The sequence below is a fragment of the Allobosea eneae genome (assembly GCF_042657265.1).
GTDB lineage: Bacteria > Pseudomonadota > Alphaproteobacteria > Rhizobiales > Beijerinckiaceae > Allobosea > Allobosea eneae.
Genome location: NZ_JBHSLW010000007.1, coordinates 1 through 18469 on the forward strand (window position 1 = coordinate 1; position 18469 = coordinate 18469).

At 65.2% G+C, this 18469-nt stretch carries 14 protein-coding genes and 3 pseudogenes; 13 read left to right on the top strand and 4 right to left on the bottom strand.

The window, feature by feature from the left end:
* Positions 1 to 239: pseudogene (locus ACFPOB_RS04820) on the top strand (integrase core domain-containing protein); the annotation flags it as partial.
* A 154-nt stretch (positions 240 to 393) separates the two neighbouring features.
* Here the strand turns inward: ACFPOB_RS04820 and ACFPOB_RS04825 are convergent.
* Positions 394 to 2008: pseudogene (locus ACFPOB_RS04825) on the bottom strand (GMC family oxidoreductase).
* A 60-nt stretch (positions 2009 to 2068) separates the two neighbouring features.
* Positions 2069 to 2860, bottom strand: a complete 792-nt coding sequence (locus tag ACFPOB_RS04830) for an alpha/beta fold hydrolase (RefSeq protein WP_377796349.1) — start codon at positions 2858 to 2860, stop codon at positions 2069 to 2071.
* A 145-nt stretch (positions 2861 to 3005) separates the two neighbouring features.
* On the opposite strand from ACFPOB_RS04830, the gene ACFPOB_RS04835 reads away from it, so the two are divergent.
* Entirely contained in the window at positions 3006 to 3518 is a 513-nt protein-coding gene (locus ACFPOB_RS04835; RefSeq protein WP_377796351.1) for a MarR family winged helix-turn-helix transcriptional regulator, read from the top strand.
* Here ACFPOB_RS04835 and ACFPOB_RS04840 read toward each other — a convergent pair.
* Positions 3515 to 4084: pseudogene (locus tag ACFPOB_RS04840) on the bottom strand (SDR family oxidoreductase); the annotation flags it as partial. The gene ACFPOB_RS04835 and the pseudogene ACFPOB_RS04840 overlap by 4 nt on opposite strands.
* A gap of 434 nt (positions 4085 to 4518) precedes the next feature.
* Here ACFPOB_RS04840 and ACFPOB_RS04845 point away from each other — a divergent pair.
* Complete coding sequence (locus ACFPOB_RS04845) at positions 4519 to 5430, top strand: aldo/keto reductase (protein WP_377796352.1); 912 nt, start codon at positions 4519 to 4521, stop codon at positions 5428 to 5430.
* Positions 5431 to 5568: 138 nt separating this feature from the next.
* On the opposite strand, the gene ACFPOB_RS04850 is transcribed toward ACFPOB_RS04845, so the two are convergent.
* Positions 5569 to 6435 (bottom strand): AraC family transcriptional regulator, encoded by an 867-nt coding sequence (locus ACFPOB_RS04850; protein WP_377796354.1) that lies wholly within the window; start codon positions 6433 to 6435, stop codon positions 5569 to 5571.
* Between the two features lie 222 nt (positions 6436 to 6657).
* Here ACFPOB_RS04850 and ACFPOB_RS04855 point away from each other — a divergent pair, with 222 nt between their 5' ends.
* The 10 genes from ACFPOB_RS04855 to ACFPOB_RS04900 all read left to right on the top strand — a co-directional run bounded on the left by ACFPOB_RS04855 (position 6658) and on the right by ACFPOB_RS04900 (position 18469).
* Entirely contained in the window at positions 6658 to 7359 is a 702-nt protein-coding gene (locus tag ACFPOB_RS04855; RefSeq protein ID WP_377796356.1) for a formylglycine-generating enzyme family protein, read from the top strand.
* A gap of 626 nt (positions 7360 to 7985) precedes the next feature.
* Entirely contained in the window at positions 7986 to 9023 is a 1038-nt protein-coding gene (locus ACFPOB_RS04860) for a substrate-binding domain-containing protein (protein ID WP_377796358.1), read from the top strand.
* Entirely contained in the window at positions 9020 to 10033 is a 1014-nt protein-coding gene (locus ACFPOB_RS04865; protein ID WP_377796360.1) for an ABC transporter substrate-binding protein, read from the top strand. Before ACFPOB_RS04860 ends, ACFPOB_RS04865 begins: the two co-directional genes overlap by 4 nt.
* A 117-nt stretch (positions 10034 to 10150) precedes the next feature.
* Positions 10151 to 10963 (top strand): ABC transporter permease, encoded by an 813-nt coding sequence (locus ACFPOB_RS04870; protein ID WP_377796361.1) that lies wholly within the window; start codon positions 10151 to 10153, stop codon positions 10961 to 10963.
* 1 nt (position 10964) lies between these two features.
* The gene (locus tag ACFPOB_RS04875) at positions 10965 to 11759 is read left to right on the top strand and encodes an ABC transporter permease (protein ID WP_377796363.1); all 795 of its coding nucleotides are present in this window, start codon (positions 10965 to 10967) and stop codon (positions 11757 to 11759) included.
* The gene (locus ACFPOB_RS04880; protein WP_377796365.1) at positions 11756 to 12829 is read left to right on the top strand and encodes an ABC transporter ATP-binding protein; all 1074 of its coding nucleotides are present in this window, start codon (positions 11756 to 11758) and stop codon (positions 12827 to 12829) included. The genes ACFPOB_RS04875 and ACFPOB_RS04880 overlap by 4 nt, the downstream gene beginning before the upstream one ends.
* A gap of 2 nt (positions 12830 to 12831) precedes the next feature.
* The gene (locus tag ACFPOB_RS04885) at positions 12832 to 13671 is read left to right on the top strand and encodes a phosphodiesterase (RefSeq protein ID WP_377796368.1); all 840 of its coding nucleotides are present in this window, start codon (positions 12832 to 12834) and stop codon (positions 13669 to 13671) included.
* Positions 13672 to 13936: 265 nt separating this feature from the next.
* On the top strand, positions 13937 to 15589 hold the full coding sequence (locus ACFPOB_RS04890; protein ID WP_377796370.1) for an ABC transporter substrate-binding protein: 1653 nt from the start codon (positions 13937 to 13939) through the stop codon (positions 15587 to 15589).
* A 200-nt stretch (positions 15590 to 15789) separates the two neighbouring features.
* A complete protein-coding gene (locus tag ACFPOB_RS04895) occupies positions 15790 to 17388 on the top strand; it encodes an ABC transporter substrate-binding protein (RefSeq protein ID WP_377796371.1) in 1599 nt (532 codons plus the stop codon).
* A 127-nt stretch (positions 17389 to 17515) separates the two neighbouring features.
* Entirely contained in the window at positions 17516 to 18469 is a 954-nt protein-coding gene (locus ACFPOB_RS04900) for an ABC transporter permease (RefSeq protein WP_377796373.1), read from the top strand.

Below are 18469 nucleotides of genomic sequence, written 5' to 3' on the forward strand. Positions count from 1 at the left end.
CGAGTGGCACTACATCGCCCCCGGCAAGCCGACGCAGAATGCCTTCGTCGAGAGCTTCAACGGACGCTTCCGGGACGAGTGCCTCAACGACACGCTGTTCCCCGACGCTCGTCGAGGCCCGCAGCGCCATCACCTCATGGAAGGAGGACTACAACCGCCACAGACCCCACTCGGCCCTCGGCAACATCACGCCCGCCGAGTTCGCCCTCAAATCCACGCTGGAAAAACAGGCCGCATGAGGCCAGAAACGAAACCCAGGACTCTCCCTCAGACCGGAGGAGAAAAGGGTCTCAGGTCAGAACGGACTGAGAATGGATAGGCGCCTCACCGCGATGCTGGGATTGCTGAAGCGCGGACAGCGCGCTTCAGCATGTTTGGGTTCGAGAGCCCGGCTTATAGCCCGTACTGCCGTCGCATGAGGTCGGCAGCCCGCTCGCCGACAATGGCGCAAGGAGCCATGGTGTTGCCAGTCGTGACGCGCGGCAGCACCGAACCGTCGGCAATCCGCAGGCCGCTGATGCCATGGACCGCGAGGCTGGCATCCACCACCGACATGTCGTCGAACCCCATCTTCGCAGTGCCGCACTGATGCCAGTAGGTGACCGCTGCATCGCGAATGAACGCGTCGTCGATCAGCCGATTGGCGCCGGGGATGCGCTCACCGCTGACGAAGGGGCGGAAAGCATCGCTGCGACCGATCTCCCGGCTCAGCTTTACGCAGGCTCGAGCCGCCTCCCAATCCCGCGGATCCGACAGCATGTTGGCATCGACGACAGGCATGTCGCTGGGATCGGCAGACTTCAATTTTATCCTTCCCCGGCTGAACGGCCGAGCAAGTCCGGCAAACATCGTCCAGCCATGGGCCGGCACCCCGAGCTGTGCCGTCCGCTCGCTCGGGACGGGGAACTCCACCTGGCAGAAGAGCAAGTCCGGCTCGGTCAGGTCGGGACGGCTTTTCCAATAGAGCTTCGCTTCACTGCCGCTGTTACGCGGCGGGATAGGCTCGCGGTATTCCCACGTGCAGCCGAATGAGACGTGATCCTGCAGATTGCGGCCGATACCTGGAAGGTGTTGCACGACAGGGATACCGTGCAGAGAAAGCTCGTCACGATCACCCACGCCGGACAGCATGAGCAGCTTCGGCGTATTGATCGCGCCGGTCGAGATCACGACCTCTGTCCCAGCATTGATGGTCATGATCGTGCCAGCGCGCTCGATCTCGACGCCGGTGGCGCAACGCCCGTCGAACAGGATGCGCCGCACGTTGGTCTCGGTGAGGATCGTCAGGTTCGGGCGATCGGCAATCGGCCGGACATAGGCCCGGTAGAGGGAGTGCCGCTTGCCCTCCCGAACCAGCATGTCCGAGTAGGCGACCCCTCCCTCGCCCTCCATCATCTCACCATTGGGATGATCGAAGCGAGGAATGCCGAGACCTTCCGCCGCATCGAGCAAGGCACCGGCGATGCGGCTCGGGTCCTTGGCGGGCTGAACCCAAACCGGGCCGGTCGTGCCCCGGTATTTATGATCCGGTTTGCCCCGCCAGTTCTCGATACCGCGATATATGTCGAGCACCGAGCGGTAGCTCCAGCCGGTGTCGCCCGTCTCTGCCGCAAAGTGATCCCAGTCGCTGCGGTGGCCCCGTGCCCAGACCATGACGTTCACGCTGGATCCGCCTCCCAGCCTTGCCCATCGACATCGAGAGCGCCCGGCCGTCGAGATGCGGATTGGGCTCGGCCTGGAACCCCCAGTCTCGATCTGAGCCGAGATTGGTGGGCCACAGAGACGGGTTGAGCACGGACTCTGCCTCGTCATCCGGCCCGGCCTCGATCAGCAGAACGCTACAGGCTGGGTTGTCGGCCAGGCGACGCGCGATCACGGATCCCGCCGAGCCGGCTCCGCAGATGATGAAGTCGTAGGTCGATTGGAGATTGGCGCGGCGTTCAGCCTGATTTTCGCGCGCGCGTCGTTCGAAGCCCCCGGCATCGCCGGGGGCATGATTGTCAGTCATCGTTCGGTCTTTCTGATTTCTTGGGGCTGTCCTGAGAGCAGCTGAAGGCAGCAGGCGGGTTTATTTCGCTGCGGCAGCGGCCTGTTTGGCGGCCTGGTCGATCACATCGGCGACGACCTTGGCTTGCGTCATGAAGAGCGCATGGCTGGCCGAGACCTTTGTGACTTTGGCGCCGATGCGCTTGGCCATGTGGTCGAGCATCGCCTGATCGAAGGCTTTGTCCTCGCTGGCGATCACGGCCCAGCTCGGCTTGGTGCGCCAGGCGGCGTTCTTCAGCTTGGATGCGAAGGCCGAGAGATTGATCGGCACCTGCGAGTCCCGCATGAAGGCGGCATCGGCGTCGCTGGCATCATGAGCGAAGCCCGCCTTGAACTTGTCGCGATCGACATAGGCGAAGCCGTCCTGCGCCTTGTCGACGACGAACTCGGTCGCGGGCGCAAAGCCCTCATACTGCTGGGCCGTCGTCTCGCCGGCATCGGGGGAGAGGGCTGAGACATAGACAAGACCGCTGACCTTCGGATCGACCCCGGCTTCCGTGATGACCGTGCCGCCCCAGGAATGCCCCACCAGAATGGTCGGACCGTCCTGCCTGCCGAGAGCCCGCTTGGTGGCCGCTACGTCGTCCTCGAGCGAGGTCAGCGGATTCTGGACGATCGTCACGCGGTAGCCGCGAGCCGTGAGCAGGTCGTAGACGCCTCGCCATCCCGAACCATCGGCGAAAGCGCCGTGCACGAGAACGACATTCTTGGCAGCGGCGGGCCGCCCGTTGTTCGGGGTTTGGGCCAGAGCGGCTTGAGAAACGGAGCCGAGGACGGCTGCGGCGACGAGAGCGTTGCGAAGGGGCTTGATCATGAACCTGCTCCTTAGGTGATTGTTGAGATAATTATTATTGCGATAATCAATTTATGAGACGAGCTGCGCCTTGTCAATCAGGTTTGTTATCGCGATATATGTTTCGACGATCACGGCTGCGTGAGCGGCGACGGGAGAGCCGAGGATGGCGAAGAAAGCTGCAGCACCCCCGGTGCCATTGGAGGACCAGCTCTGCTTCTCGATCTATTCGACCGAGATGGCGATCCAGCGGACCTACAAGCCTTTTCTCGATGAGCTCGAACTGACCTATCCGCAGTATCTCGTGCTCAATGTGCTATGGCGCGAAGACGCCCAGACCGTGGGCGGCATCGCTCAGCGGCTCGCGCTCGAACCCAGCACGCTGACGCCCCTGCTGAAGCGCATGGAGGCAGCCGGCCTGGTGCGGCGGACCCGCAATCCAGACGATGAGCGCCAGGTCATCGTCGCCCTGACGCCCGAAGGCGACCGCCTGCGCTTCCGTGCCGGCTGCGTGAACGACAGTCTGCTCACGGCGTCCGGGCAATCTCCCGGCAGCCTAGCGGAGCTCAACCGCCTGGTTCTGCAGCTGCGCGACGCGATCTATGCACATACCGGCGCCACGAACGCTGCGGAACCAGCGCCCGCGTCCGGAGCCAAGTCGGGCGATCGCGAACCCTAGACAGTAGGGACCGTCCCGCCGTCGATGACATATTCGGTCCCGGTGATGCCGCCGGCGCGATCCGAGGAGATAAAGGCGATCAGGTTTGCGACTTCCTCGGGCTCGGCCGGCCGGCCGATCGGAATGCCGCCGAGCGCAGCCATGATCATTTGCTTGGCAGCCTCGACATCGACGCCTTGCTCGCCGGAAAGACGCTCGGCGAAAGCGATCGACCCCTCCGTCGCGATCCATCCCGGCGAGACGCGGACGACCCTGACCCCTTTCGGCGAGACCAGCTTGGACAGGCTCTTGCTGTAGGAGGAGAGCGCCGCCTTTGCCGCGGCATAGCCAATCGTCGATTCAGGCAAGGGCATGACGCGCTGGATGGACGTGACGTGCACCACAACACCCCTGCCTTGAGCAGTCATCCCCGGGACCAATTCGCGATCAAGGCGGACGGCTGGCATCAGGTTGAGGTCGAGTTCCTTGCGCCACTCCTCATCGGAGAGGGCCTCAAAGCCCCCCGCAGGAGCCGACGACCCACCCAGCATGTGCACGATGATGTCGACGCCGCCTACCCTTCCCAACAGCCGATGTCGAAGCATTGCCCGCAAGCGGACACTTGGTACGTGGTTAGGGAGCACGCCCGGCGAGCATCCGATGGACGGGGCCGGGGAGCGCGTCGAGGGCGAAATCGACATCGATGTCGTTGTGCAAATCGCATGCGACCGCACGCTTTCGCGTCCCGGGTAGCGAGCTCACGTCAGGATTGCCGCAATCGGCTCAGGATCGGACGCGCGCGGCTCGTGTCGCTGCGTTAGGTGCTCGGATCAAGCGCCACCTTCGCAGCGCTGCCAAGAGGATATCTGCAATGCCGAATCTGATTTCAAACAAGGGCTCGCGGCCCGTTAACCGGCGCTCCGTTCTAGCTGCCCTCGGCGCGACCATCGGTGCGGGCTCTCTGGGGCTTTCGTCGGCTTCGTCGGCTCTTGCGCAGGCGACGCAGGCTCGCACGCCCATCTTGCGCGCAATTCCGAAGACCGGCCAGCAGATCCCGGTCATCGGCCTCGGCACCTTCGAGACCTTCGATGTCACCCCGGGTGAGCCGCGCAACCATATCCGTGAGGTCCTGCGCCGCTTCCATGCCGCAGGCGGGCGGGTCGTCGACACCTCGCCGCTCTACGGAATGGCGGAGGTGAGCGTCGGCGATTTCGCAACGGAGCTCGGCATCGCCTCGGACCTGTTCATCACCAATAAGACCTGGACGACCGGCGAATACCTCTCGGACAATAGTCATTCCGAGGCGCAATTCCGCAAGTCGCAGGAGCGGCTCTGGCGCAAGGCGATGGACGTGCAGCAGGTCCACAGCCTCGAGAACCACGATCAGGTCCTGAACCTGCTGCGGCGCTGGAAGCAGGAAGGACGGGTGCGCTATATCGGCGTCACCCAGTGGAGCAACGAGTATCACCCGATCATCGAGCGCCTGGTGCGGACCGGCAACCTCGATTTCATCCAGATCAACTACACGATCTTCAACCGCGCCGCAGAGCAGCGCATCCTGCCGGCCTGCGCCGACAACGGCGTCGCGGTCCAGATCAATATCCCCTTCGAGAAGGCGCGCCTGTTCACGCCGGTGGCCAACCAGAAGGTCCCGGACTTCGCTCGCGAGTTCGGCGCCACCACCTGGGCGCAGTTCTTCCTGAAGTTCATCATCTCCCAGCCCGCGGTGACGAATGTCGTGCCCGCGACCAGCAACCCCGATCATGTCGCCGACAATATGGGCGCGCTCTATGGCGAGCTGCCTGACCAGGCGATGCGGGCCCGGCTGGTGAAGCACATGGAAGGCATCGCCGGCTTCGACGCCCTGCTGCGCCAGCCGCCTTACCCCGGTCGCAGCTATGGGGGCGTGGTGACCTGGCCTTTTCGCTCGTAACCGAACCACGGTCGCGGGACGCAAGACCGCCTGTCCAGCCCATCAACGCTCGGCGGCCTGCCGGTGCGCGTCCTTGGCAGGGTCGCCTTGTCGTGCCGCATCGCATTGTTAGAGCAGGTACGCGGATGCTTCGCCATTTCAGCCGACCGAGTGCCGGCGGCGGAATTCCGACGGATTGCACCCGACGATCGCGTGGAAGATCCGCGCGAAATGGGTGGGACTGACGAAACCCACCTGCAGGGCGATGTCGCAGACCGAGGCGGTGTCTCTGGCGAGCAATTGGGCCGCGGCGTCGATCCGCCGCTCTTGGATGAAGGCGAGCGGCGTCTTGCCCGTAGCGCTGCGGAAGGCACGATGGAAGTGCCCGTCAGACAGTCCCGCACATTGGGCTAAATCAGCGATGCGGATCACGCCCGACAGGTGGGCATCGATGTGGTCCCGGATCCGGCGCAGCCGCCAGGCGGGAAGCGTGATCGCGCGGGCGGCGACGGGTTTCATCCCGCCGTAGCGGCGGCCGAGATAGCGCGACAGGGCACTCGCCATGGTCTCGCAATAGCCAGGGTCGAGGCCGCCATCGATCGCATCGAGTCGCTCGAACTCGCTAAGCAGGCCAAGGACCATGCCGTCCTCCAGGCCGCTGGCCGGGCCGACGCCGGAAAGCGCGGCCGCGTCAGGCAACAACCCGATCGCCGCCCAGTGCCAGTTGACATTATGCAGCCGAAGGCGCCGCTCGCATCCTGCCGGCAGAAACGAGATCGAGCCCGGCCGGTCCGGACCGTCATAGCGATGCCCGTCATCGGTCCGGATTTCATGCCGTTCGGCTCCACCGCGCAGCGTCGCCATGATCAGGTGCCGGTCGGACTTAATCACGCCTTCGACCAGCGTCGTATGCGGACGATGCGCCGTCTCAAAGGAGCCGCCATTCCACTCGAGCCGCCGCCAACCATCGGGCTGCGTGCTCAACCGGCCGATCGTCGTCCGTTCCGCCAAGATGGTCTCGGTCATCAAGAAGCTCCAGCCGCCCGGAACTCTATGGGTTCTCGACTTATCGGCAATTGCGAGCAGCCGGCATCAGGATCAGGATTTCGCGAGCAGAATTGCACGCGACGGCGCTACGCGCTTCTGCGATCCCTGCGATGGGTTCAGCCCGGGCGACCCGTCGCAGGTCGAGCATCTGACGAGCCCATGATCGGTCCGCTGCCCCGGTGGCGAAACGGAGTAAGATGCATGCGCCTGTTCATGATGTCCGCCCTCCTCATGATGGCAATCTGCGCGGCGGGTCACGCTCAGGTGCCTGATCGCGTCGAACTGGATGGCTTCGCGATCGACGCTCACGAGGTGACCATCGCGGCGTTCGAGCGTCATGTTGCGGCCCGCAACCTTCGCACAGCGGCCGAGCGGGAGGGTGGTGGGTTCGAATTCGCTGGAGGATGGACCCGGCGTCCAGGCTGGACGTTCCGTAGGCCGTCGGGGCAAGCCGGCGCGCCAAACGATCCCGTGTCGCATGTCAGCTGGGCGGAGGCGCGCGAATACTGCACCGCTATCGGCGGTCGGCTGCCTTCCGCCGCCGAGTGGCGGCGCGCTGCTTATACCGAGATGAGAGAGATGCCGACGGACGGGTTCGAGCGGGGCAGGACATACGCCTATCCGGTTGGGAATGCGCCGGCTGGAATGAACCTGTCGTCCGGCGACCGATGGGAACGGCAGTCTCAGATCGGGCTTACCCGGCGTGGCGTGAACGGCCTCTACGACATGGGCGGCAATGTCTGGGAATGGCTGGCCGATCGACGCGGCACAGAGGCGCTGACTGCTGGTGGATCCTGGTGGTACGGGCCGAGCCAGACGCAATCGGAGTCAATGCAGTGGAAGGCAGCCGACTTTTACGCCGTCTATGTCGGGTTCCGCTGTGCGTATGACCCGGGACCGTAATGCCGTTGAGGCGGACCCGCGCGGCCGCTTCTCGATTTCATCTGCGTCATGGCGGTCCCGCTTTCTCGCCTGCGCCAATTGGACTTACCCGCTCTCGCTGGAGGGCGCTGCGGCGCGTTCATCGCTGAGATTTCGCCTGTGAGGCGCTGCATCCGAGGATTTGGGGGGTCTTTTCCCCTGAGCCCTGGAGGTTGCATGATCGATGCCGTCACCGTCACTGCGCTGCGCCAGCGGATGATCGAGGACATGACGATCCGCCGGTTCGGCTAGCGTACGCAGCGCGACTATGTCCGTGCCGTTTGTGTGACGGCACCTTCTGCGACCTCTCGAGAGCCATCCGATCAGGTGGGCTTTCGACGGCGCTCATCATCCTAGGCGTCATCCGGACCACCGTGCCGACGCAGCCATCTCCGACATTCGCTATAAGCCGTCATCCGCCGGCCGGCAGGCGGTGCCGGCTGGCCCTCGCCGACAAGACAGTCACGGTTCGCGCTGGGTGGTGCCAGGATCGAGGTCGTTTCTCGGCTAATGAAAACGACTGAAACAACGTCATCTCACTATCAAGCACGGTTGCTAGTTCGGCTCCCATCGCCACCGCTAGGATCGGCGGTCCACGGGAATTCCTTATGACGCGAACCGCTGCCACGATCCGGGATGTCGCCGCGCGCGCAGGCTGCTCGATCGCGACGGTCAGCCGCGTCGTGACGGGCCATGCGGCGGTCGGCTCGGAGATGCAGAGGCGTGTCGTCACGGCTGCGCTCGAGCTGGGCTTTCCGCTTGCCGCAGCCGGAGAAAGTCGGCGCCCTGTGCTCGGCGTGCTGCTCCCCAGCCTCACCAATCCGGTCTTCGCCGGCGTCCTCGCTGGCGTCGAGCAGTCTGCGCGGGCCAACGGTCTTTCCGTCATCATGGGGCAGTCGAACTACGACACGAAGCAGGAGGTGGCGATCGCCGCCGCGCTGCTCGCGGAACGTCCGGTCGGCCTCGTCCTCACGGTGTGCGATCCGCGGACGAGCGAGGTGCTGGACAGCGTCGCCCGGCAAGGGCTGCCCGCCGCGACGGTCTACAACGAAAATGTCGCGGAAGGGCTCGGATCCGTCTCGGTCGACAATCGCGCGGCCATGCGCCGGCTGACGGAGGAGCTCATCGCTCTCGGCCACCGTCGCGTCCTCTTCGTCGGGGGCCGGTTTTCCTCGTCCGACAGGGCAGCCCATCGCTACCGCGGCTATTGCGATGCGATGGAGGTGGCCGGCAGCCGGCCGCTGCCACCCCTGGAGGTCGACTTCATCGATGCGGCCGAGGATGTCGACCTGACGCAGGCCTTTGCGACCGACCCGCCGACGGCGGCGATCGTCTCTAACGATCTCCTCGCCGTCACGGTAATCGCCTCACTGCGCCGAATGGGGTTGCGCGTGCCTGAGGACGTCTCGGTGACGGGCTTCGACGGGATCGATCTGGCCCGGCACATCTCACCCAGGCTCACCACGATCGTTCAGCCGTCCCGCTCCATGGGCGTGCTCGCAGCTTCGATGGTGCTCGACATCGCAGCCGGCCGGCGCCGGCCGCATCATCTCCGCGCTGATTTCACCTTCTCGCGTGGCGAGACCATCGCGCCGGCCCGGCGTGACGCAAAAGCCGTTCCCCCAGCAGAAAGCCAGCAGCCATGAAGCCGAGCTCCTATCTGACCTGTCTTGCCGCCATCGTCGGCGCCTTCTGTGTCCTCTCCGCACCGGCGAAGGCGGCCGATGCCATCTGTTACAACTGCCCGCCCGAATGGGCCAACTGGGGCCAGATGTTGAAGAACATCAAGGCCGATCTCAACATCGAGATTCCGGGCGACAACAAGAATTCCGGCCAGGCGATCGCGCAGATCATCGCCGAAAAGGCAAGCCCGGTCGCCGACATCGCCTATCTCGGCATCAATGCCGGCATCTCCGCAGCCGGCCAGGATCTGGTCGAGGCTTGGAAGCCCGCGCGCTTCGGCGAGATCCCCGAGGGGCTCAAGGATCCGCAGGGCCGCTGGTGGACGGTTCACCAGGGGACCCTCGGCTTCTTCGTCAATCTCGACGCGCTTGGCGGCGCCCCGGCTCCGGCCTGCTGGGCCGATCTCAAGAAGCCGCAATACAAGGGCCTCGTCGGCTATCTCGATCCGACCTCCGCCGCCGTCGGCTATGTCTCCTCGGTCGCTGTCAACTCGGCGCTCGGCGGAACGCTCGAAAACTTCACGCCGGCGCTCGACTTCTTCAAGGCGCTCGCCAGCAATGGCGCGATCGTCACCAAGCAGACCTCCTATGCCCGTGTCGTCTCGGGCGAGATCCCAATCCTGCTCGACTACGACTTCAACGCCTATCGCGCGAAGTATACCGAAAAAGGCACGTTTGCCTTCGTGCTGCCCTGCGAAGGCACCGTGACCTTTCCCTATGTGATGACACTGGTGAAGGGCGCACCGCGGGCGGCGAACGCCAAGAAGGTGCTCGACTACCTGCTCTCCGATAAGGGCCAGCTGTTCTGGACCTCGGCATATCTTCGCCCGGCGCTGCCGGTCGAGATGCCGAAGGACATCGCCGAGAAGTTCCTGCCGGCGAGCGAATATGCACGCGCCAGGGCAATCGATTGGGATAAGGCGCAGGCCGCGCAGAAGGGATTCTCGACGCGATATCTGACCGAGGTCCGCTGACCTGCAGACGACATGGCTGCGGGGCGGAAAGCCCGCCTCGCAGTCGACCCCCCGACACACCAGCTCGGCCCGGCGCCGCGGTTTCCGCCAACCCCTGCCCTCGCCAAGGAGGCTGTCATGCGCGACAGGCACTTCGATCTCGTGCTGATCCTGCCGCTGGCGATCTTCGTCCTGGCGTTTCTGGCATTACCCCTGGCCCGGCTCACGATCGCGGCCGGAGACGGCGAGCAGGGCCTGATGGCTTTCCTCGCCATCCTCACGGAAGCCCGTTATCGCACGAGCCTGATCGCGACGCTGCTCCTCGCCGTCCTGACGACCGCAGTCACGCTGGCGCTCGCGACAGTCGCGGCCCAGACGCTGGCCAACCGACGCTTTCCCGGCCGCTCAGTCCTACTATCGCTGCTGACCTTCCCGCTCGCTTTTCCCGGCGTGGTGGTGGGCTTCCTCGTGATCCTGCTCGGCGGCCGGCTCGGCCTCGTCGGCAGCGTCACCAAGGCCGTAGCCGGCACCAATGTGGTGTTTGCCTATTCGTTGGTCGGGCTGTTCCTCGGCTACATCTATTTTTCGGTGCCACGCGTGCTGCTCACCATCCTGGCCGCGGCCGAGAAGCTCGACGCTTCGCTCGTCGAAGCGGCACGCTCGCTCGGCGCCGGTCCGATCGCGATCCAGCGCGACGTTGTGCTGCCGGCGCTCTTTCCAGCGATGTACACCGGAGGCGCGCTCTGCTTCGCCACTGCGATGGGGGCTTTCGGCACGGCTTTTACCCTCGCCACCAATGTCGATGTGGTGCCGATGCTGATCTATACCGAGTTCACGCTGGCGACGAACGCGTCGATGGCCGCGGCGCTCTCGATCGCGCTTGGCCTGATCACCTGGCTGGCACTCGCCATCGCCCGCAACCGCGCCATGCGCGATGCGACGGGGCGTTGAGATGCGGTTCAGGTGGACTTTCGCCGCAGGCGCGGCGATCACGGGGCTGCTGACGCTGTTCCTGACGCTGCCTGTCCTGATGTCGGTGGTCGCGGGACTGAGCGTGAGCTATGCGCGCGGGCTTCCGGCCGGCTTGACCTTCGACTGGGTGATCCAGGTCTGGGATCTCTATGCCGATACCATTCTGCGCAGCCTGGTCGTCGCAATCGCGACGCTGGTGCTGACGCTTCTGATCGGCGTGCCCGGCGCGTATGCGCTGGTACGGCGCGGCGGCCGCTTCGCCCGCATCGCTGAGGAGATCGTGACGCTGCCCGTCGCGATACCGGGGCTGGCGCTCGCACTGGCGCTCATCCTGATCTATGGCGGCTATGGCGACTTCCGCCGATCGACGCTGTTCATCGTGGCCGGCCATGTGCTTTTCACGCTGCCCTTCATGATGCGGGCGGTGATGGCGGTGCTCGAGACCATCGACTGGAAGGTTCTCGACGAGGGTGCGGCCAGCCTCGGCGCGCCCGCCTGGCGGCGCTTCATCGACGTCATCCTGCCCAATGTGAAGCAGGGCATCCTGGCCGGTGCGCTGACGGTGGTCACGCTTTCCATCGGTGAATTCAACCTCACCTGGATGCTGCACACGCCGACGACCAAGACGCTGCCAGTCGGCCTCGCCGATGCCTATGCCTCGATGCGGCTTGAGATCGCTTCGGCCTACACGCTCGTTTTCCTCATTATGATCGTTCCTCTGCTCATCGGGCTTCAGCTCGTCGCAAGCCTCACGGAAAGGCGATCCCAACCATGACCGCCACCAAGCCCTCCGCCGTCCGCCGCGGCTGCGCCATCACGACGCGACAGCTCACCAAGAGCTTCAACGGCACCACCGTCCTGCACCCGACCGACCTCACCGTCCCGGCGGGCGAGATACTCGTGCTGCTTGGCCCCTCCGGCTGCGGCAAGACAACCCTGCTACGCCTCCTCGCGGGGCTGGAACGCTCCGATCGCTCCGACATGATCCGCTTCGACGGCGAAGATGTGTCCAATGTCCCGATCGAGAAGCGCAATGTCGGCATGGTCTTCCAGTCCTATGCGCTGTTCCCGAACATGACGGTCGCCGAGAACGTCGGCTACGGGCTGAAGGTCAGGCGCGTTGCCGCTGCCGAACGCGCGGCCGAGACGAGGCGTCTGCTCGCCCTCGTTGGGCTCGACGAATACGCAGATCGCCGCGTCACGGCGATCTCGGGTGGGCAGCGCCAGCGCACGGCGCTCGCCCGCGCTCTGGCGATCAAGCCCCGCGTGCTGCTGCTCGACGAGCCTCTAGCGGCGCTTGACGCGGTGCTGCGCGAGCGGCTTCGCGTCGAGATTGGCCTGCTGCTTCGGGAGTTCGGCATTACCGCGATCTATGTGACGCATGACCAGGCCGAGGCGATGGCGATCGGCGACCGCATCGCCGTGATGCAGAAGGGGAGGATCGCCCAGATCGACCGGCCGCAGGCGGTCTATCACCGACCCGCCAACGCCTTCGTGGCGGAGTTCGTCGGCACCGTGAACCGTCTCGAAGGCTTCGTAAGGGACGGCGTGCTGGCTATCGGCGGGCAGGGCGTTGCAGCGCGTCTGCCGGTCGGCGGCGCCGACCGGCAGACCACGATCTGGTTCCGCCCCGAGGCGGCGCGCCCGTCCGACACCGGTGGCGCGATGACGGCGCGCATCGCCGCCTCGACCTTCTTCGGTGCGACGCAGCGGCTCGTGGCCGAAGTGACGCCCGGACAGAAGCTGCAGATCGATCTGCCATCGAATCGATCGTTCGAGGTCGGGGCGCTCGTCGGCTTCGACATCGATCCCGAAGCCCTCATCGAGTTCACGACGGAAGCCTGACCATGCTCATCGCCCAGATCTCCGACCTTCACATTCGGCCGCATGGTCTGCTCGCTTACGGCGTCTCCGAGACCAATCTTCTGGCAGAGCACGCCGTTCACGCGCTGCTCCGGCTCGATCCACGCCCCGACTGCGTCGTCATCACCGGCGACCTGGCCGATTGCGGCCTCGACGAGGAGTACACGGTCATCCGGGCGCTTCTCGCCCGCCTGCCCATGCCGGTCTATGCCGTGCCCGGCAATCACGACCGGCGTGAACCGTTTCGCCGGGCTTTCGCCGTGGACGGGTATCTGCCGCGGATCGGCTTTCTGAACTTCGCGGTTTCCTGCGGGCCGGTCCGCATCATCGGGCTCGACAGTCTCGTGGCGGGGGAGAGCCATGGCGAACTCGCAGCCGAGACGCTGGCCTTCCTCGAAGCCCGATGTGCCGAGGCGCCGGAAGCCCCGACGCTGGTGATGCTGCACCATCCGCCTTTCGAGACCGGAATCGGACACATGGACCGCACCCGTCTGCTGGCAGGTGCGGAGCAGCTGGAACGAGAACTCGCCGCCAACCCGCAGGTGAAGCGCCTGCTCTGCGGCCATGTCCACCGCTCGATCCAGACGATGTTCGGGGGCACACTTTGCCAGATCGCGCCTTCGGTCGGGCATCAGGTCACGCTCGATCTGCGTGCCGAGGCGCCGTCCTGCTTCATGCTGGAACCGCCCGCCTTCCTGCTCCATCGTTTTGACGGAACCGGGTTCGTCACGCATGCCGCCATGGTCGACCGGGCACCGGGGCCGTTTCCCTTTATCTTGCCCGACGACTACCCAGGCCGCGGAGCCGCAAACCGCGACCAGTAGTTCCTTTCCCTGAAAGAGGACGTTGCGGATGTCGGCAACGGGCCAGAAGGGGCTTTCTCGGTTCCGGGCGGGACGCGCCACGAGTAGACATCGACGTACAGCCCGAAAGCGGTCGTTCCGGTTATATGCTGCAGATTGGTGCCATGCAGACCTGACACCTCCGTTCTGTTTGCTCGCAGCGGCTAACCCTGACGGGTGGCACGTCCGTTGCTAGTCCCTCCCCAATCCGCGCGAACCAACGCCGGGCCTTGAGGGGAGCACCGTCATGTCGTCCACATCCATCACGCGCGCCGTTATGCTGGCGCTCGGCGTCTCGAGCGCGCTCGCGGGCGCCGCGCTGGCGCAGGAGAAAGTCCTGCGCATCGGGATGACCGCCGCCGATATCCCGCGCACGCACGGCCAGCCCGACCAGGGTTTCGAAGGCAACCGCTTCACCGGCATCCCGATGTATGACGGGTTGACCAATTGGGACCTGTCCTCGGCCGACAAGGCCAGCGTCGTCATTCCCGGCCTCGCCACCGAATGGGCGGTCGATGCCGGCGACAGGACCAGATGGGTGTTCAAGCTGCGCCCGGGTGTGAAGTTCCAAGACGGCTCGGCCTTCGATGCCGCAGCGGTAGTCTGGAACGTCGAAAAAGTGCTCAACAAAGAGGCAGCGCATTTTGCTGCCGATCAAGTGGGCGTTACCGTCTCGCGCATGCCGACCTTGAAGTCGGCCAAGGCGATCGATCCGCTCACCGTCGAGCTCACGACGTCGGAGCCCGATGCATTCCTGCCGATCAACCTGACCAATCTCTACATGGCCTCGCCCACGCACTGGGCCGCCAAGCTCGCCGCCGTACCGGCCTCTGTGACCGATGCGGGCGAGCGTGCCAAGCAGGCCTGGGCCGCCTTCTCGGCCGATCCGTCGGGCACCGGCCCGTTCAAGGGCGTCCGGCTCGTGCCTCGCGAGCGCTTCGAGATGGTCGCCAACAAGGCTTATTGGGACCCCAAGCGGGTACCGAAAATCGACCGCGTCGTGCTGCTGCCGCTGCCTGAGGCGAACGCGCGTACCGCCGCACTGCTCTCGGGGCAGGTCGACTGGATCGAGGCGCCGGCGCCGGACGCGGTACCGCAGATCCAGAGCCGCGGCTTTAAGGTCTACACCAATGCCCAGCCGCATGTCTGGCCCTGGCAGCTCTCCTTCGTCGAGGGCTCGGTCTGGCTCGACAAGAAGGTCCGCCACGCCGCCAATCTCTGCATCAACCGCGAGGAGCTGAAGACCCTGCTCGGCGGTCTGATGGAGGTGCCGAAGGGCACGGTGCCGCCCGGCCATCCCTGGTGGGGCAATCCGAAATTCGAGATCAAATACGATCTCGATGCCGCCAAGAAGCTGATGACCGAGGCTGGCTTCTCGGCCTCCAAGCCGGCGAAGGTCAAGGTGCTGACCTCGGCCTCGGGCTCCGGCCAGATGCAGCCGCTGCCGATGAACGAGTTCATGCAGCAGGCGCTGAAGGATTGCTATTTCGACGTCGCGCTCGAGGTCGGCGAGTGGAACGCCGTCTTCACCAACTGGCGCGAGGGCGCCAAGCACGCCAATGCCCGCGGCGCCAACGCCACCAATGTCACCTATGCGGCGATGGACCCCTTCTTCGCCATGGTCCGCTTCGTCTCGACCAAGACCTTCCCGCCGGTCTCCAACAACTGGGGCTATTTCGGCAATGACGAGTTCGACAAGCTGATCGCCGACGCCCGCACCTCGTTCGACGGCACGGCGCGCGATGCGGCACTCGCCAAGCTGCACGCCCGCATCGTCGAGGAGGCGCCCTTCGTCTGGGTGGCGCACGATGTCGGCCCGCGCGCGATGAGCGCCAAGGTCAAGGGCGTGGTGCAGCCCAAGAGCTGGTTCATCGACATCGCGCCGATGTCGGTAGAGTGACAGGGTTCGAGCCTGCCGTTTTCCCTGATGGTCGGGCTCGTCCCGACCATCCACGCCTTCCAGCGACTGATCGCATGCAGCGTTCAAGACGTGGGTGCTCGCCACAAGGGCGAGCATGACGGCACGGTTCCGGCGCTTTCACGCCCATGGCACGGCCCTTGCTGAGCCGGTTCAGAACCCTTCCAGATCAAAGGTGCCCGATGCTTCGCACTGCACTGGCCCTCTCGCTCGCTGCCGGCGTCGCGCTCCTTGCCCAGCCGGCATTGGCGCAAGGCACGCTGCGCATCGGGATGACCGCCTCCGACATTCCGCTGACCACAGGCCAGACCGACCAGGGCGGCGAGGGCATGCGGTTCATGGGCTATACCGTCTATGACGCGCTGATCAACTGGGAGCTCTCCAGCGCCGACAAGCCCTCCGACCTGAAGCCCGGCCTCGCCACCGCCTGGGCGGTCGATGCGAGCGACAAGACCAAGTGGACCTTCACCCTGCGCGAGGGTGTGAAGTTCCATGACGGCTCCGAGTTCACCGCCGAAGCGGTGGTCTGGAACCTCGACAAGTTGCTCAAGAACGACAGTCCGCAATTCGACCAGCGCCAGGCGGCGCAAGGGCGCTCGCGCATCCCGGCCGTCGCCGCCTACAAGCTGATCGACAAGTACAAGGTCGAGATCACGACGAAGTCGCCCGACGCGACCCTGCCCTACCAGCTCGCCTGGATCATGATGTCGTCGCCCGCGCAGTGGGAGAAGGTCGGCAAGAACTGGGAAGCCTTCGCCAGGACGCCGTCCGGCACCGGCCCGTGGCAGCTCACCGCCTTCCAGCCGCGCGAGCGGGCCGAGCTCTCGCCGTTCAAGGACTACTGGGACAAGGCGCGGGTACCCAAGCTCGACAAGCTCGTGCTGCTGCCGCTGCCGGAACCGAATGCGCGCGCCGCCGCACTGCGCTCCGGCCAGGTCGACTGGATCGAGGCGCCGGCGCCCGATCTCGTCGAGTCGCTGAAAGGCGCCGGCTACAGGATCGTCACCAACGCCTATCCGCACAACTGGACCTGGCATCTCTCACGCGTCGAGGGTTCGCCCTGGAACGACATCCGCGTGCGCAAGGCGGCCAATCTCGCGATTGACCGCGCCGGGCTGAAAGAACTGCTCGGCGGCATGATGATCCCGGCCGAGGGCTTCTATCCGCCCGGCCATCAATGGTTCGGCAAGCCGAGCTTCAAGCTGAGCTACGACCCCGCGGCGGCGAAGAAGCTGCTCGCCGAGGCCGGCTATTCCCCGGCCAAGCCGCTCCAGACCCGCATCCTGATCTCGCCCTCCGGCTCGGGCCAGATGCAGCCGCTGCCGATGAACGAGTTCGTCCAGCAGAATCTCGCCGAGGTCGGCATCAAGGTCGATTTCGAGGTGGTCGAGTGGAACACGCTGATCAACATCTGGCGCGCAGGCGCCAGCCACGACTCGTCGCGCAAGGCGACGGGGATGAACTACACCTACTTCATCCAGGACCCGTTCACCGGCTTCATCCGCCATCTGCAATGCGATCTGAAGCCGCCGGCGGGCACCAATTGGGGCATCTATTGCGACCCCGAGATGGACAAGCTGTTCGACCAGATCCGCACCACCTTCGACCCGGTGGAGCAGACCAAGATCCTGCAGAAGACGCACGAGAAATACGTCGACGACGCGCTCTTCCTGATGGTGACGCACGACGTCAACCCGCGCGCCCTGTCGGCCAAGGTCGAGGGCTTCGTCCAGGCGCAGAACTGGTTCCAGGACTTCTCGCCGATCTCGATGGACAAGTGAGGATCGGCATGGCGGCGCCCAGACCAACCGTCATTCTCGGGCGAAGCGTAGCGCAGACCCGAGAATCTCTTTCAGGAGATGCTCGGGTCGAGCCCGAGCATGACGTGGAGCGCGCGGGAATATCCCCATGCTGACCTATCTCGCCAAGCGCATCCTTTATGTGCTGCCGGTGGCGCTCGGCGTCAGCCTGTTCTGCTTCCTGCTCGTCCATATCGCGCCGGGCGACCCGCTGACCTCGGTGCTGCCGCCGGACGCCTCGCAGCAGATGCAGGAGGAGATCAGGAAGCTCTACGGCTTCGACCGCCCGCTGCCGGTGCAGTTCGGGCTCTGGCTCTGGAAGGCGGTGCAGGGCGATCTCGGCACCTCGATCGCGACGGGCCGCCCGGTCGCCGCCGAGGTCTGGCGCGCCGTCGGCAACACCCTGCTGATTGCCTGTCTCGCGACCGTGATCGGCTTCGTGCTCGGCTGCTTCTTCGGCTTCGTCGCCGGGTATTTCCGCGGCTCCTTCCTTGACAAGTTCGCCTCGATGCTGGCGGTGCTCGGCGTCAGCGTGCCGCATTACTGGCTCGGCATGGTGCTGGTCATCGTCTTCTCGGTGCAGCTCGGCTGGCTGCCGCCGGGCGGTGCCGGCCCCGGCGGCTCCGCCGCCTGGAAATGGGACTGGGAGCACGTCAGCCACATGATCCTGCCGGCCATCACCATGTCGGTGATCCCGATGGGCATCATCTCGCGCACGGTCAGGGCGCTGGTCGCCGATATCCTGAACCAGGAATTCGTGCCGGCGCTGCGGGCCAAGGGCCTGATGGATTTCGGCGTCTTCCGCCATGTCGTGAAGAACGCCGCACCGACCGCGCTCGCGGTGATGGGCTTGCAGCTCGGCTACCTGCTCGGCGGCTCGATCCTGATCGAGACGGTGTTCTCCTGGCCAGGCACCGGCTTCCTGCTCGGCAACGCCATCTTCCAGCGCGACCTGCCGCTGCTGCAGGGCACGATCCTCGTCCTCGCCATGTTCTTCGTCGGCCTCAATGTCCTGGTCGACATCGTGCAGGGTCTGCTCGACCCACGCGTGAGGAGGCGCTGA